This is a genomic window from Roseateles noduli (assembly GCF_050626985.1).
Lineage (GTDB): Bacteria > Pseudomonadota > Gammaproteobacteria > Burkholderiales > Burkholderiaceae_C > Roseateles > Roseateles noduli_A.
Genome location: NZ_CP192463.1, coordinates 1,148,268 through 1,163,979, shown reverse-complemented (window position 1 = coordinate 1,163,979; position 15,712 = coordinate 1,148,268). Strand labels below are relative to the sequence as shown.

15 protein-coding genes are annotated in these 15,712 nt (G+C 67.8%); 5 read left to right on the top strand and 10 right to left on the bottom strand.

Annotated elements, in window-relative coordinates:
• Positions 1-23 precede the first annotated feature (23 nt).
• The 9 genes from tsaD to ACQ4L4_RS05160 all read right to left on the bottom strand — a co-directional run bounded on the left by tsaD (position 24) and on the right by ACQ4L4_RS05160 (position 7,356).
• Positions 24-1,082, bottom strand: a complete 1,059-nt coding sequence (gene tsaD / locus ACQ4L4_RS05200) for a tRNA (adenosine(37)-N6)-threonylcarbamoyltransferase complex transferase subunit TsaD (protein ID WP_431103166.1) — start codon at positions 1,080-1,082, stop codon at positions 24-26.
• A gap of 71 nt (positions 1,083-1,153) precedes the next feature.
• Positions 1,154-1,492, bottom strand: coding sequence for an ISC system 2Fe-2S type ferredoxin (gene fdx, locus ACQ4L4_RS05195; RefSeq protein WP_067273474.1), 339 nt, complete (start codon positions 1,490-1,492; stop codon positions 1,154-1,156).
• Between the two features lie 58 nt (positions 1,493-1,550).
• Positions 1,551-3,419 (bottom strand): Fe-S protein assembly chaperone HscA, encoded by a 1,869-nt coding sequence (gene hscA, locus ACQ4L4_RS05190; protein ID WP_431103165.1) that lies wholly within the window; start codon positions 3,417-3,419, stop codon positions 1,551-1,553.
• Positions 3,420-3,474: 55 nt separating this feature from the next.
• Positions 3,475-3,996: a Fe-S protein assembly co-chaperone HscB gene (gene hscB, locus ACQ4L4_RS05185; RefSeq protein ID WP_431103164.1), complete on the bottom strand. Its 522-nt coding sequence runs from the start codon at positions 3,994-3,996 to the stop codon at positions 3,475-3,477.
• Positions 3,997-4,080: 84 nt separating this feature from the next.
• Complete coding sequence (gene iscA / locus ACQ4L4_RS05180; protein WP_377155468.1) at positions 4,081-4,404, bottom strand: iron-sulfur cluster assembly protein IscA; 324 nt, start codon at positions 4,402-4,404, stop codon at positions 4,081-4,083.
• Between the two features lie 8 nt (positions 4,405-4,412).
• Positions 4,413-4,829 carry a Fe-S cluster assembly scaffold IscU gene (gene iscU / locus ACQ4L4_RS05175; protein ID WP_431103163.1) on the bottom strand — a complete coding sequence of 139 codons (417 nt, stop codon included), beginning with the start codon at positions 4,827-4,829 and terminating at the stop codon, positions 4,413-4,415.
• Between the two features lie 71 nt (positions 4,830-4,900).
• Entirely contained in the window at positions 4,901-6,121 is a 1,221-nt protein-coding gene (locus tag ACQ4L4_RS05170) for an IscS subfamily cysteine desulfurase (protein WP_431103162.1), read from the bottom strand.
• Positions 6,122-6,189: 68 nt separating this feature from the next.
• Positions 6,190-6,723: a Fe-S cluster assembly transcription factor gene (locus tag ACQ4L4_RS05165; protein ID WP_067273486.1), complete on the bottom strand. Its 534-nt coding sequence runs from the start codon at positions 6,721-6,723 to the stop codon at positions 6,190-6,192.
• Positions 6,724-6,891: 168 nt separating this feature from the next.
• The gene (locus ACQ4L4_RS05160) at positions 6,892-7,356 is read right to left on the bottom strand and encodes a low molecular weight protein-tyrosine-phosphatase (protein WP_431103161.1); all 465 of its coding nucleotides are present in this window, start codon (positions 7,354-7,356) and stop codon (positions 6,892-6,894) included.
• A 120-nt stretch (positions 7,357-7,476) separates the two neighbouring features.
• Between ACQ4L4_RS05160 and ACQ4L4_RS05155 the strand changes: the two genes are divergently transcribed.
• The 3 genes from ACQ4L4_RS05155 (at position 7,477) to ACQ4L4_RS05145 (ending at position 10,481) form a co-directional block, all read left to right on the top strand.
• Positions 7,477-7,641 carry a hypothetical protein gene (locus ACQ4L4_RS05155; protein ID WP_431103160.1) on the top strand — a complete coding sequence of 55 codons (165 nt, stop codon included), beginning with the start codon at positions 7,477-7,479 and terminating at the stop codon, positions 7,639-7,641.
• A 123-nt stretch (positions 7,642-7,764) separates the two neighbouring features.
• Positions 7,765-8,742, top strand: a complete 978-nt coding sequence (locus tag ACQ4L4_RS05150) for an aliphatic sulfonate ABC transporter substrate-binding protein (RefSeq protein ID WP_431103159.1) — start codon at positions 7,765-7,767, stop codon at positions 8,740-8,742.
• 56 nt (positions 8,743-8,798) lie between these two features.
• Entirely contained in the window at positions 8,799-10,481 is a 1,683-nt protein-coding gene (locus ACQ4L4_RS05145; RefSeq protein ID WP_431103158.1) for a rhodanese-like domain-containing protein, read from the top strand.
• A 142-nt stretch (positions 10,482-10,623) separates the two neighbouring features.
• Here the strand turns inward: ACQ4L4_RS05145 and uvrB are convergent, their stop codons facing one another.
• Positions 10,624-12,789 carry an excinuclease ABC subunit UvrB gene (gene uvrB / locus ACQ4L4_RS05140; protein WP_431103156.1) on the bottom strand — a complete coding sequence of 722 codons (2,166 nt, stop codon included), beginning with the start codon at positions 12,787-12,789 and terminating at the stop codon, positions 10,624-10,626.
• Positions 12,790-12,922: 133 nt separating this feature from the next.
• On the opposite strand from uvrB, the gene ACQ4L4_RS05135 reads away from it, so the two are divergent.
• Together ACQ4L4_RS05135 and ACQ4L4_RS05130 are read left to right on the top strand one after the other, a co-directional pair.
• Entirely contained in the window at positions 12,923-14,125 is a 1,203-nt protein-coding gene (locus ACQ4L4_RS05135) for an amino acid aminotransferase (RefSeq protein WP_431103155.1), read from the top strand.
• 250 nt (positions 14,126-14,375) lie between these two features.
• A complete protein-coding gene (locus tag ACQ4L4_RS05130) occupies positions 14,376-15,698 on the top strand; it encodes a polyhydroxyalkanoate depolymerase (protein ID WP_431103154.1) in 1,323 nt (440 codons plus the stop codon).
• Positions 15,699-15,712 lie beyond the last annotated feature (14 nt).

Here is a 15,712-nt window from a genome sequence, read left to right as displayed (position 1 = left end):
CGCCGCCCTGCTCGTCCAGCGCATCACAGCTGCGCCGGGCTGGCGAGCTGCGACAGATCCCAGCGCGGCTTGACCTCGAAGCCGCCATCGCGCGTCAGGTTCGCCATGTCGCGCTGCAGACGAAGTCCGGCCGCGAGGGCGATCATGGCGCCGTTGTCCGTGCACAGGTGCAGCTCGGGATAGTGGACGCGCACGCGGCGCTTCTCGCAGGCCGCATCCAGCTGCTCGCGCAAGCGCCTGTTCGCGCCGACGCCGCCTGCCACGACCAGGCGCTTCAGGCCGGTCTCCTTCAGGGCCAGCAACGCCTTCTTGACCAGCACCTCCACGATCGCAGCCTGCGTCGAGGCCGCGAGATCGGCCCGCTGCGACTCGGTGATGCCGCCGGGCTGCGCCTCGAGTTTGCGGACCTGCGTCAGCACCGCCGTCTTCAAGCCGGCGAAGCTGAAGTCCGGCTTGCCGCTGTGCATGAGCGGGCGCGGCAGCGCGAAGGCTTCCGGGTTCCCCTGCTCCGCCAGCTTCGACAGATGGGGACCGCCGGGATACGGCAGCCCGAGCAGCTTGGCCGACTTGTCGAAGGCTTCGCCGGCAGCGTCGTCGATGGTCTCGCCGAGCAGCTCGTAGCTGCCGACGTCGTCGACGCGCATCAGTTGCGTGTGCCCCCCGGACACCAGCAGCGCGACGAACGGGAACTCCGGCGGGTCCGCCGAGAGGAACGGCGACAGCAGGTGCCCCTCGAGGTGATGGATGCCCATCACCGGCCGATCAAGCGCGGCGCCCAGCGAGGCGGCAACGCCCGCGCCGACCAGCAGCGCGCCAGCCAGGCCGGGACCTTGCGTGTAGGCGACGACGTCGACATCCGTCAGCGACAGGCCGGCGCTCGCCAGCACTTCGCGCGTCAACGGCAGCACACGGCGGATATGGTCGCGCGAGGCCAGCTCGGGCACGACGCCGCCGTAGGCCTGGTGCATCGTGATCTGGCTGTGCAGCGCATGGGCGAGCAGCGCCGGCACGCCGTCGCCGGACGCGTCGACCAGCGCCACGCCGGTTTCGTCGCAGGAGGATTCGATGCCGAGGACGCGCATGGGGTCAGACGTTCAGGAGGCCTGGAAAGTCGCTGCGAACCGCAGCCATGCGGCCACGGCGATCACACCGCTCAATGATTTTCCTTGGCGTGGTTGATCGAGTACTTCGGGATCTCGACCGTCACGTCCTTGTTGGACAGGATGGCCTGGCAGGACAGGCGCGAGTTGGGCTCCAGGCCCCAGGCGCGGTCCAGCATGTCCTCCTCGTTCTCCTCCATCTCGGACAGCGACGCGAAGCCCTCGCGCACGATCACGTGGCAGGTCGTGCAGGCGCAGACCTGGTCGCAGGCGTGTTCGATGTCGATGTGGTTGTCGAGCATCGCTTCGCAGATCGTCGTGCCCGAGGGGGCCTCGATCGACTTGCCCTCGGGCGCGTATTCGGGATGGGGAAGGATCTTGATGACGGGCATGGGGAGGTGTCCTTGAGGCTGGCGAGCTGAGCTTGTCCGGCTGGGCGTCGGCTTGCGATCAGACCTGATCGATGCTGAGGCCGGTGAGGGCCTGCTGGATGCCGCGGTTCATGCGCGCGGCGGCGAAGGCCTCGGTGCCCTTGGCCAGCGTCTCGACCGCGGCGGTGATCGCGTCGGCGTCCGCGACCGCGTCGTCGGCCTGCGCCTTCGCGAGCAGGTCCGCCTGCAGCGCAGCGATCTCGGCGCGTTCGGCATCGCTGAGCAGGTCGCCGTCGGCGCGCAGCGCGGACTGGGTTGCAAGGATCATCCGCTCGGCATCGACGCGCGCTTCGCGCAGCTTGCGGGCGACCATGTCGCCCTCGGCACTGGCGAAGCCCTCGCGCAGCATCGTCGCGATCTGGTCGTCGGACAGGCCGTAGCTCGGCTTGACCTGCACCGCCGCCTCGACGCCCGAGCCCAGCTCGCGCGCGGAGACGCTCAGCAGGCCGTCGGCGTCGACCTGGAAGGTCACGCGGATGCGGGCGGCGCCGGCGACCATCGGCGGAATGCCGCGCAGCTCGAAGCGCGCCAGCGAGCGGCACTCGCTCACCAGTTCGCGCTCGCCCTGCAGCACGTGCACCGCCAGCGCGGTCTGGCCGTCCTTGAAGGTGGTGAAGTCCTGCGCCTTCGCCACGGGGATCGTGGCATTGCGCTCGATGATGCGTTCGACCAGGCCGCCCATCGTCTCCAGACCCAGCGACAGCGGAATCACGTCCAGCAGCAGGATCTCGCCGTCGGCGCTGTTGCCGGCCAACTGGTTGGCCTGCACGGAGGCGCCGAGCGCAACGACCTCGTCCGGATTCAGATTGGTCAGGACCTCGCGACCGAACAGCTCGCCGACGACGCGACGCACGATCGGCATGCGCGTCGAGCCGCCGACCATCACCGTGCCCTGGACCTCGTCCGCGGTGACCTTGGCGTCGCGCAGCACGCGTCGCACGGCCAGCAGCGTCTTGTTGACCAGCGGCTGGGCCAGCTCGTCGAACTGACCGCGCGAGACCTCGACGCTCAGCGCGCCGGCGTCCAGCGCGGCGCTCAGCGTCACGCGCTCGTGATCGGTCAACGCTTCCTTGGCCTCACGCGCGGCGACCAGCACGCGGCGCTTGTCCGCCGCGCTGCTGACGCTCAAGCCCGCCTGCGCCAGCGCCCAGTCGGCCAGCAGGCGATCGAAGTCGTCGCCGCCGAGTTGCGCGTCGCCGCCGGTGGCCACCACTTCGAAGACGCCCTTCGTCAGGCGCAGCAGCGAGATGTCAAAGGTGCCGCCACCCAGGTCGTAGACGGCGTAGAGCCCTTCGCTGCCGTTGTCGAGCCCGTAGGCGATCGCGGCGGCGGTGGGCTCGTTGATCAGGCGGAGCACGTTCAGGCCCGCCAACTGCGCCGCATCCTTGGTCGCCTGGCGCTGCGCGTCGTCGAAGTACGCGGGCACCGTGATGACGGCACCGAACAGGTCGTCGTTGAACGTGTCCTCGGCGCGCTGGCGCAGCGTGGCAAGGATCTCGGCGCTGATCTCGACCGGCGACTTCAGGCCCTCGCGCGTGGCGACGCTCAGCATGCCGGGCGTGTCCTCGAAGCGGTAGGGAAGCTTGTCGCGGTTGGCGATGTCGTCGAGCCGGCGCCCCATGAAGCGCTTCACCGAGACGATGGTGTTCTCCGGATCCTCGGCCTGTGCCGCGAGCGCCTCGTAACCGAACTGGCGGCGGCCCTCCGGCATCACGCGCACGGCCGACGGCAGGATCACGCGGCCCTGCTCGTCCGGCAGGCACTCGGCGACGCCGTGGCGCATCGCCGCCACCAGCGAATGCGTCGTGCCGAGGTCGATGCCCACCGCGATGCGGCGCTGATGGGGATCGGGCGACGCGCCGGGTTCGGAGATTTGCAGCAGGGCCATGGTGTGTTGTCTTGTTCTTCGGAGGTCGAATCGAATGTCGAATCGGATGCCGGGGTCAGGAAGGCTCGAGCGCATCCAGCCGATGGTCGATGTCCGAGCGGAAACGCGTCAGGAACATCAGCGCGCGCACCGATTCGGCGGCGCCGGCGGCGTTGTCCTCGTCATCGAGCTGGCGGCCGGCCTGCGCCAGCAGCGCCCGTTCGCGATCGGCGACCTGCTTGTCGATGGCCAGGATCGCGTCGGGCGTCTTCGCCTCGTCGAGCGATTCGCGCCACTCCATCTGCTCCATCAGGAAGGCCGCGGGCATGCGGGTGTTCTCGTTGGCCTGGATCGGCGCGCCGCGCAGCTCGCAGAGGTAGGAAGCGCGCTTGAGCGGATCGCGCAGGCGCTGGTGCGCCTCGTTGACGCGCAGCGCCCACTGCATCGCCAGACGCTGCGATGCCGCGCCGTCGGCGGCGAAGCGGTCCGGATGCACCTTGCCCGCGAGCGCCTTCCAGCGCTCGGCGATCTCGGCGCCGTCCTGCGCGAAGCGCTGCGGCAAGCCGAACAGGATGAAGTCGTCGTCGTCGAGTTTCATGAACTCACGCTCGGCGCGAAGCCGGATCAATCGCAGGAACAAAAAAGCGCGGCACCGTGGCCGCGCCTCTCTTCGCTTGCGAACTCAGACGCGGAAAGACTCGCCGCAGCCGCAGCGATCCTTTTCGCGAGGGTTGCGGAACTTGAAGCCCTCGTTCAGGCCCTCGCGGACGAAGTCCAGCTCGGTGCCGTCCAGGTACGGCAGGCTCTTCGGGTCGATCAGCACCTTCACGCCATGGCCCTCGAAGATCACGTCCTCGGGGGTCACCTCGTCCGCGTACTCCAGCTTGTAGGCCAGGCCCGAGCAACCGGTGGTCTTCACGCCCAGGCGCACGCCCACGCCACGGCCGCGCTTGGCGATGTAGCGCGTGACGTGCCGGGCGGCGGCTTCGGTCAGGGTGACGGACATCGCTGACCTCAGGCGGTGGCGGTGGCGCCCGCCTCGGCGTTCTGACCGTGCTTGGCGCGGTAGTCGTCCACGGCGGCCTTGATGGCGTCCTCGGCCAGGATCGAGCAGTGGATCTTCACCGGCGGCAGGGCAAGTTCTTCCGCGATCTGGTTGTTCTTGATGGACAGCGCCTGGTCCAGCGTCTTGCCCTTGACCCACTCGGTGACCAGCGAGCTCGACGCGATCGCCGAGCCGCAGCCGTAGGTCTTGAACTTGGCGTCCTCGATCAGGCCGGTCGCGGGATTGACCTTGATCTGGAGCTTCATCACGTCGCCGCAGGCCGGCGCGCCGACCATGCCGGTGCCGACGGACTCGTCGCCCTTGTCGAAGCCGCCCACGTTGCGGGGATTTTCGTAGTGGTCGATGACCTTGTCGCTGTATGCCATGTCGTGTTCTCCAACAACCTTGTTCGTAATGATCAGATGGCGATCAATCCGCCGCTATCAATGAGGGGCGCTCAATGCGCGGCCCATTGAATGCTGCTGATATCGACGCCTTCCTTGAACATGTCCCACAGCGGGGACAGTTCGCGCAGCTTGGCGACCCGGTCCTTCAGCAGCGAGACGGCGTAATCGATTTCCTCTTCGGTCGTGAAACGGCCGATCGTCATGCGCAGCGAGGAGTGCGCCAGTTCGTCGCTGCGGCCCAGCGCGCGCAGCACGTAGCTGGGCTCCAGGCTCGCCGACGTGCAGGCCGAGCCCGACGACACGGCGATGCCCTTGATGCCCATGATCAGCGACTCGCCCTCGACGTAGTTGAAGGAGGCGTTGACGTTGTGGGGCACGCGGCGGGTCAGGTCGCCGTTGATGAACACCTGCTCGATGTCCTTCAGGCCGTCCAGCAGGCGCTGCTGCAGCGCCTTGATGCGGGGCAGCTCGGTGGCCATTTCCTCGCGGGCGATGCGGAAGGCTTCGCCCATGCCGACGATCTGGTGCGTCGGCAGCGTGCCCGAACGCAGGCCGCGCTCATGACCGCCGCCGTGCATCTGCGCTTCCAGGCGCACGCGCGGCTTGCGACGCACGTACAGCGCGCCGATGCCCTTGGGGCCGTAGGACTTGTGCGAAGCCAGGCTCATCAGGTCGACGGGCAGCGTGGTCAGGTCGATCTCGACCTTGCCGGTGGCCTGCGCGGCGTCGACATGGAAGACGATGCCCTTCTCGCGGCACAGCGCGCCGATGGTCGGGATGTCCTGGATCACGCCGATCTCGTTGTTCACGAACATCACCGAGATCAGGATCGTGTCGGGGCGGATGGCCGCCTTCAGCACGTCCAGGTCGATCAGGCCGTCTTCCTTGACGTCGAGGTAGGTGACCTCGAAGCCCTGGCGCTCCAGCTCACGCGTCGTGTCGAGCACGGCCTTGTGCTCGGTCTTGATCGTGATCAGGTGCTTGCCGCGCGACTGGTAGAAGTTCGCCGCGCCCTTGATGGCGAGGTTGTTGGACTCGGTCGCGCCGGAGGTCCAGACGATCTCGCGCGGGTCCGCGCCGATCAGCTTCGCGACTTCGACGCGCGCCTTCTCCACGGCTTCTTCCGCCTCCCAGCCCCACGCGTGACTGCGCGACGCCGGATTGCCGAAGTGCTCGCGCAGCCACGGAATCATCGCGTCGACGACGCGCGGGTCCACCGGCGTGGTGGCGCCGTAGTCCATGTAGATGGGGAAGTGCGGGGTCATGTCCATGGGAACGTTTTTTCTTATCGACTACTGAATCGGGGTGACGCAGACCGGGGTGGACCGGAGGGCCGGGATCACTTGCTCATCGCATTGCCGAGCGCGAACACGGAATTCGGCGCGGTGATGCGGATGGGCTTGACGACGGGGGTGCTCGAGATCGCGCGCTTGATCGGCGCTTCCTCGACGGTGACGCCCTTGGCGAGCTGGTCGTCGACGAGCTTGCGCAGCGTGACCGAGTCGAGGTACTCGATCATCTTGTTGTTCAGCGCCGTCCACAGGTCGTGCGTGATGCAGCGGCCGGTGTCGTCGCCCATGCAGTTTTCCTTGCCACCGCAGCCGGTCGCGTCGATGGGTTCGTCGACGGCGACGATGATGTCGGCGACGGTGATCTCATCGGAGCGTCGGCCCAGCGAATAACCGCCGCCAGGACCGCGGGTGGATTCGACCAGCTGGTGACGGCGGAGCTTGCCGAACAGCTGTTCGAGATAGGACAACGAGATCTGCTGGCGCTGGCTGATCGCCGCCAGCGCGACGGGCCCGCCGTTTTCGCGCAGGGCCAGATCGATCATCGCGGTGACGGCAAAACGACCTTTGGTGGTGAGACGCATCGAACTTCTCCTTGGCGCCCTTGTCGGGCTACAGGACATGGAGGCGGCGGCTCGGCTGACGCCGGGTCGACTCACGGAGCAGGGTTAACCCCCGCTAAGTCCGACCATTTTACTCAATTAAGAAGAAGCTTGCTCGGGTTACCCCGGACAGGGGTCGAGGGGGCCTTTTCAGGCCAGTCGACTGGCTGCGATTTGCGCCAGACGACCACAGCCTGACTCCAGCAGATCGAGCACCTGCTCGAAGCCGTCGGCACCGCCGTAATACGGATCTGGTACCTCGATCTCCCCGGGCAGCAGGGAAATCTTGTGCTGCAGCGCAGCAGGGCAGCGGCGTCGGAGCTCGCGCAGATGGCCGCCATCCATCGCGACCAGCAGGTCGAAGCGCTCGAAATCATCGGTGCGAAGCGCGCGCGCCCGTTGATCGCAGAGCTCATAACCCCTTTTCCGGGCGTGGTCTTGGGAGCGTTCATCCGGGGCTTCGCCGGCATGCCAGCCCTGCACGCCGGCAGAGTCGACGTGGACGCGGTCCGCCAGCCCCCTCTCCACCAATTGGTGACGGAGCACGCCTTCGGCCGTCGGCGAGCGGCAAATGTTTCCCGTGCAGACGAAAAGGATGGAGAGCTCGGCAGGCATGGGGCGGCATTGTGGCGCCAGCGCTGCCGATTGCCATTCGGCAGATCCGCGATCGGCAGGACCGCCACATGGGACCAGAATTTGCTCATCGACCCACCACACCCACCCAGGAGCCCCGCCATGAACCTCATGCAAATCGAAACCGTCCGCGCCGCTCGCCTTCAGCTGATCGACCTCGGCGACGAGAAGACGGCCGCGCTACTGGAATGGGCACTGACCGAGGAAGCCGCCCCCTCCCCGGCTTCCGGGACTACGCCTCAGCGTGACGATCCCCGGGCGGGCTGAGGTCCCGGACGCGCTTGAGCAGAGCGCGTTTATCGATCCTCGCTTTGCTTCCTTCCGATCCCCGGCCTGGATCCGTAGCCTGCGGCGTTCCCCTGTTTCACGCTCGATCTCGGGCACGCTGCCATGGTTTCCCTGCGCCTCCAGACCTCCCGCCGCCAATGGCTGGCTCAAGCCGCCGCCCTCGCGGGGGCGGCGGCCCTCCCCGCATTCCCGGTCCGCGCGGCCGAGGCCAGGACCCTGCGCATCGGCTACCAGAAGTCCAGCACGCTGACGCTGTTCCTCAAGTCTCGCGGCATCCTCGAGAAGGCGCTCGCGCCGCAGCAGGTCGCCGTCAGCTGGCATGAATTCACCTCCGGCCTGCCGCTGCTGGAAGCGCTCAATATCGGCGCGCTCGACCTCAGCGCGGACGTGGCCGACGCCGTCCCGCCGTTCGCGCTCGCCGCCGGGGCCAAGCTCACCTATTACGCGATCGAGACGCCCTCGCCCACCGCGCAGGCCATCGTGGTCCGCAAGGATTCGCCGATCACCAGCGTCGCCCAGTTGAAGGGCAGGAAGATCGGCTTCGCCAAGGGCGCCGGCGCGCATTACCTGCTGCTGGAAGCGCTGAGCCAGGCCGGCCTGTCGATCCGCGACATCGAGCCCGCCTACCTCAACCCCGCCGACGGCCGCTCGGCCTTCGAGAACGGCGCCATCGCCGCCTGGGTCGTCTGGGATCCGTTCCTGGCCGCCGTGCAGCGCCAGTCGGGCGCACGCATCCTGGTCGACGGCACCCGCATCACCGCCTACCGGCGCTTCTACCTGGCGGCCACCTCGTTCGCGCAACAGAATCCCGAGGTTCTCCAGCGCGTCTACGACGAGCTCCAGCGCGCCGGCGAGTGGGTGAAGAAGAACCCCGCCGCTGCCGCCGAATGGCATGCGCCGGTGCTCGGACTGGACGCTTCCATCGTCGCCGCCGCGAACGAGCGCCGCAGCTATGCGGTCCGCCCGGTCGACCCGGAGTCCCTGTCCGAGCAACAGCGCATCGCCGACGCCTTCAGCGGTGCGCAGATCCTGCCGCGCCGCATCGCGATCCAGGAATCGCCCGTTTGGCGCCCGGCTTGAACACCGCCCCGTCACCCGACCCGCACCGTCCCGGTCCGATCGCAAGGAGCACCACCATGTCCGTCCTGAACTCCGACACGGGGATCGCCCAAGGGCTGCCCCGTCCGCCGGCACCGAAGCACCCCGCGCCGCTGCCCACCCGCACGCCCGCCGATGTCCGCGCCGCGCTGCTCGCGCGCGTGGAGATCGCCCTGCTCGACGTCCGCGAAGAGGCCGCCTACGCCGAAGCCCATCCGCTGTGGGCCGCCAATCTCGCGGCCTCGCGGCTGGAGCTCGACGCCTGGGGTCGCCTGCCCCGCCGCGACGTGCCCATCGTCGTCTACGACGACGGCGAAGGCGTCGCCGCGCCATCGGCGCGCAAGCTGCAGTCGCTGGGCTACACGGATGTCGCCCTGCTCGCGGGTGGCCTGTCCGCCTGGCGCGACGACGGCCTGGAGCTCTTCCGCGACGTCAACGTTCCGAGCAAGGCCTTCGGCGAGCTCGTCGAAGCGCGCCGGCACACGCCATCACTGCCGGCGGAGGAAGTCCAGGAACGGCTCGCGCGTCGAGACAACATCGTGCTGCTGGATGCCCGCCGCTTCGACGAGTACCGCACGATGAGCCTGCCGGGCTCGATCAGCACGCCTGGCGGCGAACTGGTGCGGCGCGCGCGCGACCTCACGCCCGATCCGTCGACGACGATCGTCGTGCACTGCGCCGGCCGCACTCGCAGCCTGATCGGCGCGCAGTCGCTGATCGACGCCGGCGTGCCGAATCCTGTCGCCGCGCTCCGCAACGGGACCATCGGATGGACGCTCGCCGGCCTCACGCTCGCGCAGGGCCAGGGACGCTCGCACGAGGACGTGCCGGTCGGCGATCTGTCCGCCGCGAGAGAAGGGGCGGCCGCCCTCGCCCGCCGGGCTCACGTGCAACGCATCGACGCCTCCGTTCTCGCGGAATGGCTGGCCGATGCACGACGGTCGACCTATCGATTCGACGTCCGTAGCGCCGCCGAGTACGGCCGCGGCCACCGCCCCGGTTTCCGCAACGCGCCCGGCGGGCAGCTCGTCCAGGAGACGGACCACCATGTGCCGGTGCGCGGCGCGCGCATCGTGCTGGCCGACGACGACGGCGTCCGCGCGCCGATGGCCGCGGCCTGGCTGGCGCAGATGGGGTGGGAGGTCGCCGTGCTGCCGCCCGACGCCACCGCCCACACCGAGACCGGCCCCGACCTACCGCCGCAGCCGCTCTCGCCGACGGTCGCGACCGTGACGCCCGCCGAGCTCGCCCGCTGGCGCGCCGAGGAGGCGGATCGGGAGCAGCCGGATACGGTCGTCGTCGACGTGGCGCCCAGCATCACCTACATCGTCCGTCACATCCCCGGCGCGTGGTGGAGCCCAAGGGCGCGGCTCGCTGATGCGCTTCGGACGGTGATCCCGCCGGCACGTCGCGTCGTGCTCACGGGCAACCTGGGTGTGCTGCCGCGCTTCGTCGCCGCGGACCTCGCGGCCGAACTGGCTTCGGAGGGGCGCGAGCTGCTGGTACTCGAAGGCGGCACGACGGCCTGGTATGACGCCGGCCTGCCGATCGAATCTGCCAATCCGCGCCTAGCTTTCCCGCGCGACGACCGTTATCGGCGCCCTTACGAGGGCACGAATCACCCGCGCGACGCGATGCAGGCCTACCTCGACTGGGAGTTCGGGCTGATCGCGCAGCTCGACCGCGACGGAACGCATTTCTTCCGCGTCATCGAGAACTGACGCAGTCCGCGCAACGCAGCCCGAAGTCCCCCGTTCCCACTGGGGCCGGAATGGGGCTGGGGGTCCCTGGAGGGGCGCCCCCTGCCCCGTGGAGTGCCCGCGCTAGGCGACGCGAAGTCGGGGAGCCTCGACCAGAAGCGGCCTACTTCCCCTTGCCGGCCGTGATCGGCACGACGTTGTCGTGCACCGCCGCGCCGAACGCCTGCTCCTTGAGTTGAGAGAGCTGGTCGCGCAGCCGCGCGGCCTTCTCGAACTCCAGGTTGCGCGCATGCTCCAGCATCTGCTTCTCCAGCTGCGTGATGCGCTTGCTCAGGTCCTTTTCACTCAGGGCCTCGACTTCAGCAGCGTCATGGATCACCTTGGCATCGTCGCGGCCCGGCTTGTCGCTGTAGACGCCCTCGATCAGGTCACGGATGCGCTTGACCACGCCGCGCGGCGTGATGCCGTTGGCCTCGTTGAACTCGATCTGTTTGGCGCGCCGGCGCTCGGTCTCCCCGATCGCCTTCTTCATCGACTCGGTCATGCGGTCCGCATACAGGATCGCCTTGCCGTTCACGTTCCGCGCGGCCCGCCCGATGGTCTGGATCAGGCTGCGTTCCGCGCGCAGGAAACCTTCCTTGTCCGCGTCCAGGATCGCCACCAGCGACACCTCGGGGATGTCCAGGCCTTCGCGCAACAGGTTGATGCCCACCAGCACGTCGAAGGTCCCCAGCCGCAGGTCACGCAGGATCTCCACCCGCTCGACGGTATCGATGTCCGAGTGCAGGTAGCGCACCTTCACGCCGTTGTCGCTGAGGTACTCGGTCAGCTGCTCGGCCATGCGCTTGGTCAGCGTCGTGATCAGCACACGTTCCTTGATCTCGACCCGATCGCGGATCTCCTGCAGGACATCGTCGACCTGATGCACGGCCGGTCTCACCTCGACGATCGGATCCACCAGACCGGTGGGCCGCACCAACTGCTCGACGACGTTGCCGGCCTGACGCTTCTCGTAGTCACCCGGCGTCGCGCTGACGAAGATGGCCTGGCGCATCTTGCGCTCGTACTCCTCGAACTTCAGCGGCCGGTTGTCCATCGCCGACGGCAATCTGAAACCGTACTCGACCAGCGTGCTCTTGCGCGCCCGGTCACCGTTGTACATGCCGCCGAACTGGCCGATCAGCACGTGGCTCTCGTCGAGGAACATCAGCGCGTCGGGCGGCAGGTAGTCCACCAGCGTCGGCGGCGGATCGCCCGGCGCGGCCTGCGAGAGATGGCGCGTGTAGTTCTCGATGCCCTTGCAGTGACCGACCTCCTGGAGCATCTCCAGGTCGAAGCGCGTGCGCTGCTCCAGCCGCTGGGCCTCGACGAGCTTGCCTTCCTTGATGAAGAAGGCGACGCGCTCGCGCAACTCTTCCTTGATCGTCTCGATCGCGGCCACCACCCGGTCGCGCGGGGTCACGTAATGGCTCGAGGGATAGACCGTGAAGCGCGGGATCTTCTGCCGGATCTGGCCGGTCAGCGGATCGAAGAGCACCAGCCCCTCGACCTCGTCGTCGAAGAGCTCGATCCGCAGCGCCAGCTCCGAGTGCTCGGCCGGGAACACGTCGATCGTGTCGCCGCGCACGCGGAAGTGGCCGCGGGTGAATTCCATCTCGTTGCGCGTGTACTGCATGCGCGCCAGCTGCTGGATCACGTCGCGCTGACCGACCTTGTCGCCGACCCGCAGCGTCATCACCATCTGGTGGTAATCGCTCGGGTTGCCGATGCCGTAGATCGCCGACACCGACGCCACGATCACTACGTCGCGCCGCTCCAGCAGGCTCTTCGTGCAGGACAGCCGCAACTGCTCGATCTGCTCGTTGATCGCGCTGTCCTTCTCGATGAACAGGTCGCGCTGCGGAACGTAGGCCTCGGGCTGGTAGTAGTCGTAGTAGCTGACGAAGTACTCGACCGCGTTCTTCGGGAAGAACTCGCGGAACTCGCTGTACAGCTGCGCCGCCAGCGTCTTGTTGGGCGCGAAGACGATGGCCGGGCGTCCGAGCCGCGCGATCGTGTTGGCCATCGTGAAGGTCTTGCCCGAGCCGGTCACGCCCAGCAGCGTCTGGAAGCTTTCGCCGTCGTTGACACCGTCCACGAGTTGCTGGATCGCCGTCGGCTGGTCGCCCGCGGGCGGGTACGGCTGGAACAGCTGGAAGGGAGAGCCTTCGAAAGAGACGAATTCGCCCTTCGGCGGCTCGCCCGCGCCGGGGGTCTCCACCTCTGGCGGGACGGGGCTCTCCCCCTTGGCGACGGGAGTTGGAGGCTTGGCGGCGGTGGATCGACTCATCAGGGTTTCCCAGGGGCAACGCATGTTCCCTGCCTACAATCGGCGGGCTTCGCTGGGCGCTCAGGAGGCGCCTCGGGCGTCAGGACGCGACAGCGTAGCGCAGTCCTCTCCACCGTTTGTCAGGAAAGCCTCCATGTCCTTGTTCGCCGCCGTCGCCATGGCCCCTCGCGACCCCATCCTGGGTCTGAACGAGCAATTCAACGCCGACCCGAATCCCGACAAGGTCAACCTGGGCGTCGGCGTCTACTACGACGACAACGGCAAGCTGCCGCTGCTGGCCTGCGTGGCCGCGGCGGAGGCGCAGATGCAGGCCGCGCCCAAGCCGCGCGGCTATCTGCCCATCGACGGCATCGCCGCCTATGACCTGGCGGTGCAGGGCCTGGTCTTCGGCGCCGACAGCGAGGTGCTCAAGAGCAAGCGTGTGGCGACGGTCCAGGCGATCGGCGGCACCGGCGGCCTGAAGATCGGCGCCGATTTCCTCAAGCGCCTGAACCCGGACGCGAAGGTCCTGATCTCCGACCCGTCCTGGGAAAACCACCGCGCGCTGTTCACCAACGCCGGCTTCCCGGTCGACACCTACCCCTACTATGACGCCGCCAACCGCGGCATCAACTTCGACGGCATGCTGTCGGCGCTCAACGCCGCGCCGGCCGGCACGGTCGTCGTCCTGCACGCCTGCTGCCACAACCCGACCGGTTACGACCTGACGCCCGCGCAGTGGAGCCAGGTCGTCGAGGCGGTCAAGGCGAAGAACCTGGTCGCCTTCCTGGACATGGCCTACCAGGGCTTCGGCGAAGGTATCGCCGAGGACGGCGCCGTGATCCAGCAATTCCTGGCGGCCGGCCTGGACTTCTTCGTGTCGACCAGCTTCTCCAAGAGCTTCTCGCTGTACGGCGAGCGCGTCGGCGCGCTCAGCGTGGTCTGCGCCTCGGCCGAGGAGACGGTCAAGGTCCTGAGCCAGCTGAAGATCGTCATCCGGACGAACTACTCCAACCCGCCGACGCACGGCGCCCAGGTCGTGGCGACCGTGCTGTCGACCCCGACGCTGCGGGCCCAGTGGGAAGAGGAACTGGCCGGCATGCGCGTGCGCATCAAGCAGATGCGCGAAGCGCTCGTCACGGAACTCAAGGCCGCCGGCATCACCGACGACCTGAGCTACGTCACCCGTCAGAAGGGCATGTTCAGCTACAGCGGCCTGAGCGCCGAGCAGATGCAGCGCCTGCGTTCCGAGTTCGGCGTTTATGGCGTCGATTCCGGTCGCATCTGCGTCGCCGCGCTGAACAGCAAGAACCTGAAGCCGGTCGCCGCCGCGATCGCCGCCGTGAAGAAGGCCTGACCGCCGGGCTCCTCTCCGACACCACACTTCGATGCGCTGATCGCACGATCAGCCTCCGAACACAGGGCCGGACCCGCCGCAAGCGGGCCGGCCCTGCGCATTTATGGCGAAATGCGTCGGTTCGAAGTCCCTCCTCCCGCCTTGCTCGGCGCACCGGCGACACACACTGCAAGAAGCCGGGCACTAGAATTGCTGCAATGCACAACGGGTGCCAGCCTTCGCCTCACTCCCCCCTCGAGAGGTCCGCCAGATGCTCTACCAGCTTTATGAAACCCAACGCGCGCTGCTGAGCCCGTTCTCCGAATTCGCCAGCGCCACGGCCAAGCTGTACAGCCACCCGCTGTCGCCTTTCGCCCACTCGCCGTTGTCGCACCGGATGTCCGCGGGCCTCGACCTGATGCACCGGCTGGCCAAGGAATACGAGAAGCCGGAGTTCGAGATCAACAGCGTCGAGGTCGACGGCGTCGACGTCGCCGTGCAGGAACTGGTGGCGCTGGAGCAGCCGTTCTGCCGCCTGCTCCGCTTCAAGCGCTACACCGACGACCAGGCCGTGCTGGCGAAGATGAAGGCGCAACCGACCGTGCTGGTCGTCGCACCGCTGTCAGGCCACCACAGCACGCTGCTGCGCGACACCGTCAAGCAGTTGCTGAAGGACCACAAGGTCTTCATCACCGACTGGACCGACGCCCGCATGGTGCCGCTCGAGGCTGGCGCCTTCCACCTCGACGACTACATCTACTACGTCCAGGACTTCATCCGCCACGTCGGCGAGGACTGCCATGTGATCTCGGTCTGCCAGCCGACGGTGCCGGTGCTCGCGGCGATCTCGCTGATGGCCTCCAAGGGCGAGACCACCCCGCGTTCGATGACGATGATGGGCGGTCCGATCGACGCCCGCCGCAGCCCGACGGCCGTCAACAACCTGGCGATGAACAAGAGCTACAGCTGGTTCGAGAACAACGTGATCTACCGCGTTCCGACCAACTTCCCGGGCGCCGGCCGCGAGGTCTACCCGGGCTTCCTGCAGCACACGGGCTTCGTGGCGATGAATCCGGACCGCCACCTGAGCTCGCACTACGACTACTTCCTCGACCTGGTCCGCGGCGACGACGACAACGTCGACGCCCACCGCCGCTTCTACGACGAGTACAACGCCGTGCTGGACATGCCGGCCGAGTACTACCTGGACACGATCAAGACGGTGTTCCAGGACTTCGCACTGGTGAACGGGACCTGGGAAGTGGGCGGCGATCTGGTGCGCCCGCAGGACATCACCGAGACCGCGCTGCTGACGGTCGAAGGCGAACTGGACGACATCTCCGGCGCCGGCCAGACCAAGGCGGCGCACGAGCTGTGCAGCGGCATCGACGCCAAGAACCAGGTTCATTACGACGCGGTGGGTGCAGGCCACTACGGCATCTTCTCGGGCCGCCGCTGGCGCGAGAAGGTCTATCCGGTGATCCGCGACTTCATTGCGAAGTACGATGCGGCCCCGTTGCACCAGCCCGCCGCGACCAAGCGTGCTGCCGCCCGTCCGGCTGCGGCCCGCCGGCCGCGCAAGCCGACCGAGTGAATCCCGCCGCTGCC

Excerpts from the sequence above, each read along its gene's own strand:
- tsaD (WP_431103166.1), bottom strand. The coding sequence starts at position 1,082 with ATGCGCGTCCTCGGCATCGAATCCTCCTGCGACGAAACCGGCGTGGCG.
- fdx (WP_067273474.1), bottom strand. The coding sequence starts at position 1,492 with ATGCCCGTCATCAAGATCCTTCCCCATCCCGAATACGCGCCCGAGGGC.
- hscA (WP_431103165.1), bottom strand. The coding sequence starts at position 3,419 with ATGGCCCTGCTGCAAATCTCCGAACCCGGCGCGTCGCCCGATCCCCAT.
- hscB (WP_431103164.1), bottom strand. The coding sequence starts at position 3,996 with ATGAAACTCGACGACGACGACTTCATCCTGTTCGGCTTGCCGCAGCGC.
- iscA (WP_377155468.1), bottom strand. The coding sequence starts at position 4,404 with ATGTCCGTCACCCTGACCGAAGCCGCCGCCCGGCACGTCACGCGCTAC.
- iscU (WP_431103163.1), bottom strand. The coding sequence starts at position 4,829 with ATGGCATACAGCGACAAGGTCATCGACCACTACGAAAATCCCCGCAAC.
- ACQ4L4_RS05170 (WP_431103162.1), bottom strand. The coding sequence starts at position 6,121 with ATGGACATGACCCCGCACTTCCCCATCTACATGGACTACGGCGCCACC.
- ACQ4L4_RS05165 (WP_067273486.1), bottom strand. The coding sequence starts at position 6,723 with ATGCGTCTCACCACCAAAGGTCGTTTTGCCGTCACCGCGATGATCGAT.
- ACQ4L4_RS05160 (WP_431103161.1), bottom strand. The coding sequence starts at position 7,356 with ATGCCTGCCGAGCTCTCCATCCTTTTCGTCTGCACGGGAAACATTTGC.
- ACQ4L4_RS05155 (WP_431103160.1), top strand. The coding sequence starts at position 7,477 with ATGAACCTCATGCAAATCGAAACCGTCCGCGCCGCTCGCCTTCAGCTG.
- ACQ4L4_RS05150 (WP_431103159.1), top strand. The coding sequence starts at position 7,765 with ATGGTTTCCCTGCGCCTCCAGACCTCCCGCCGCCAATGGCTGGCTCAA.
- ACQ4L4_RS05145 (WP_431103158.1), top strand. The coding sequence starts at position 8,799 with ATGTCCGTCCTGAACTCCGACACGGGGATCGCCCAAGGGCTGCCCCGT.
- uvrB (WP_431103156.1), bottom strand. The coding sequence starts at position 12,789 with ATGAGTCGATCCACCGCCGCCAAGCCTCCAACTCCCGTCGCCAAGGGG.
- ACQ4L4_RS05135 (WP_431103155.1), top strand. The coding sequence starts at position 12,923 with ATGTCCTTGTTCGCCGCCGTCGCCATGGCCCCTCGCGACCCCATCCTG.
- ACQ4L4_RS05130 (WP_431103154.1), top strand. The coding sequence starts at position 14,376 with ATGCTCTACCAGCTTTATGAAACCCAACGCGCGCTGCTGAGCCCGTTC.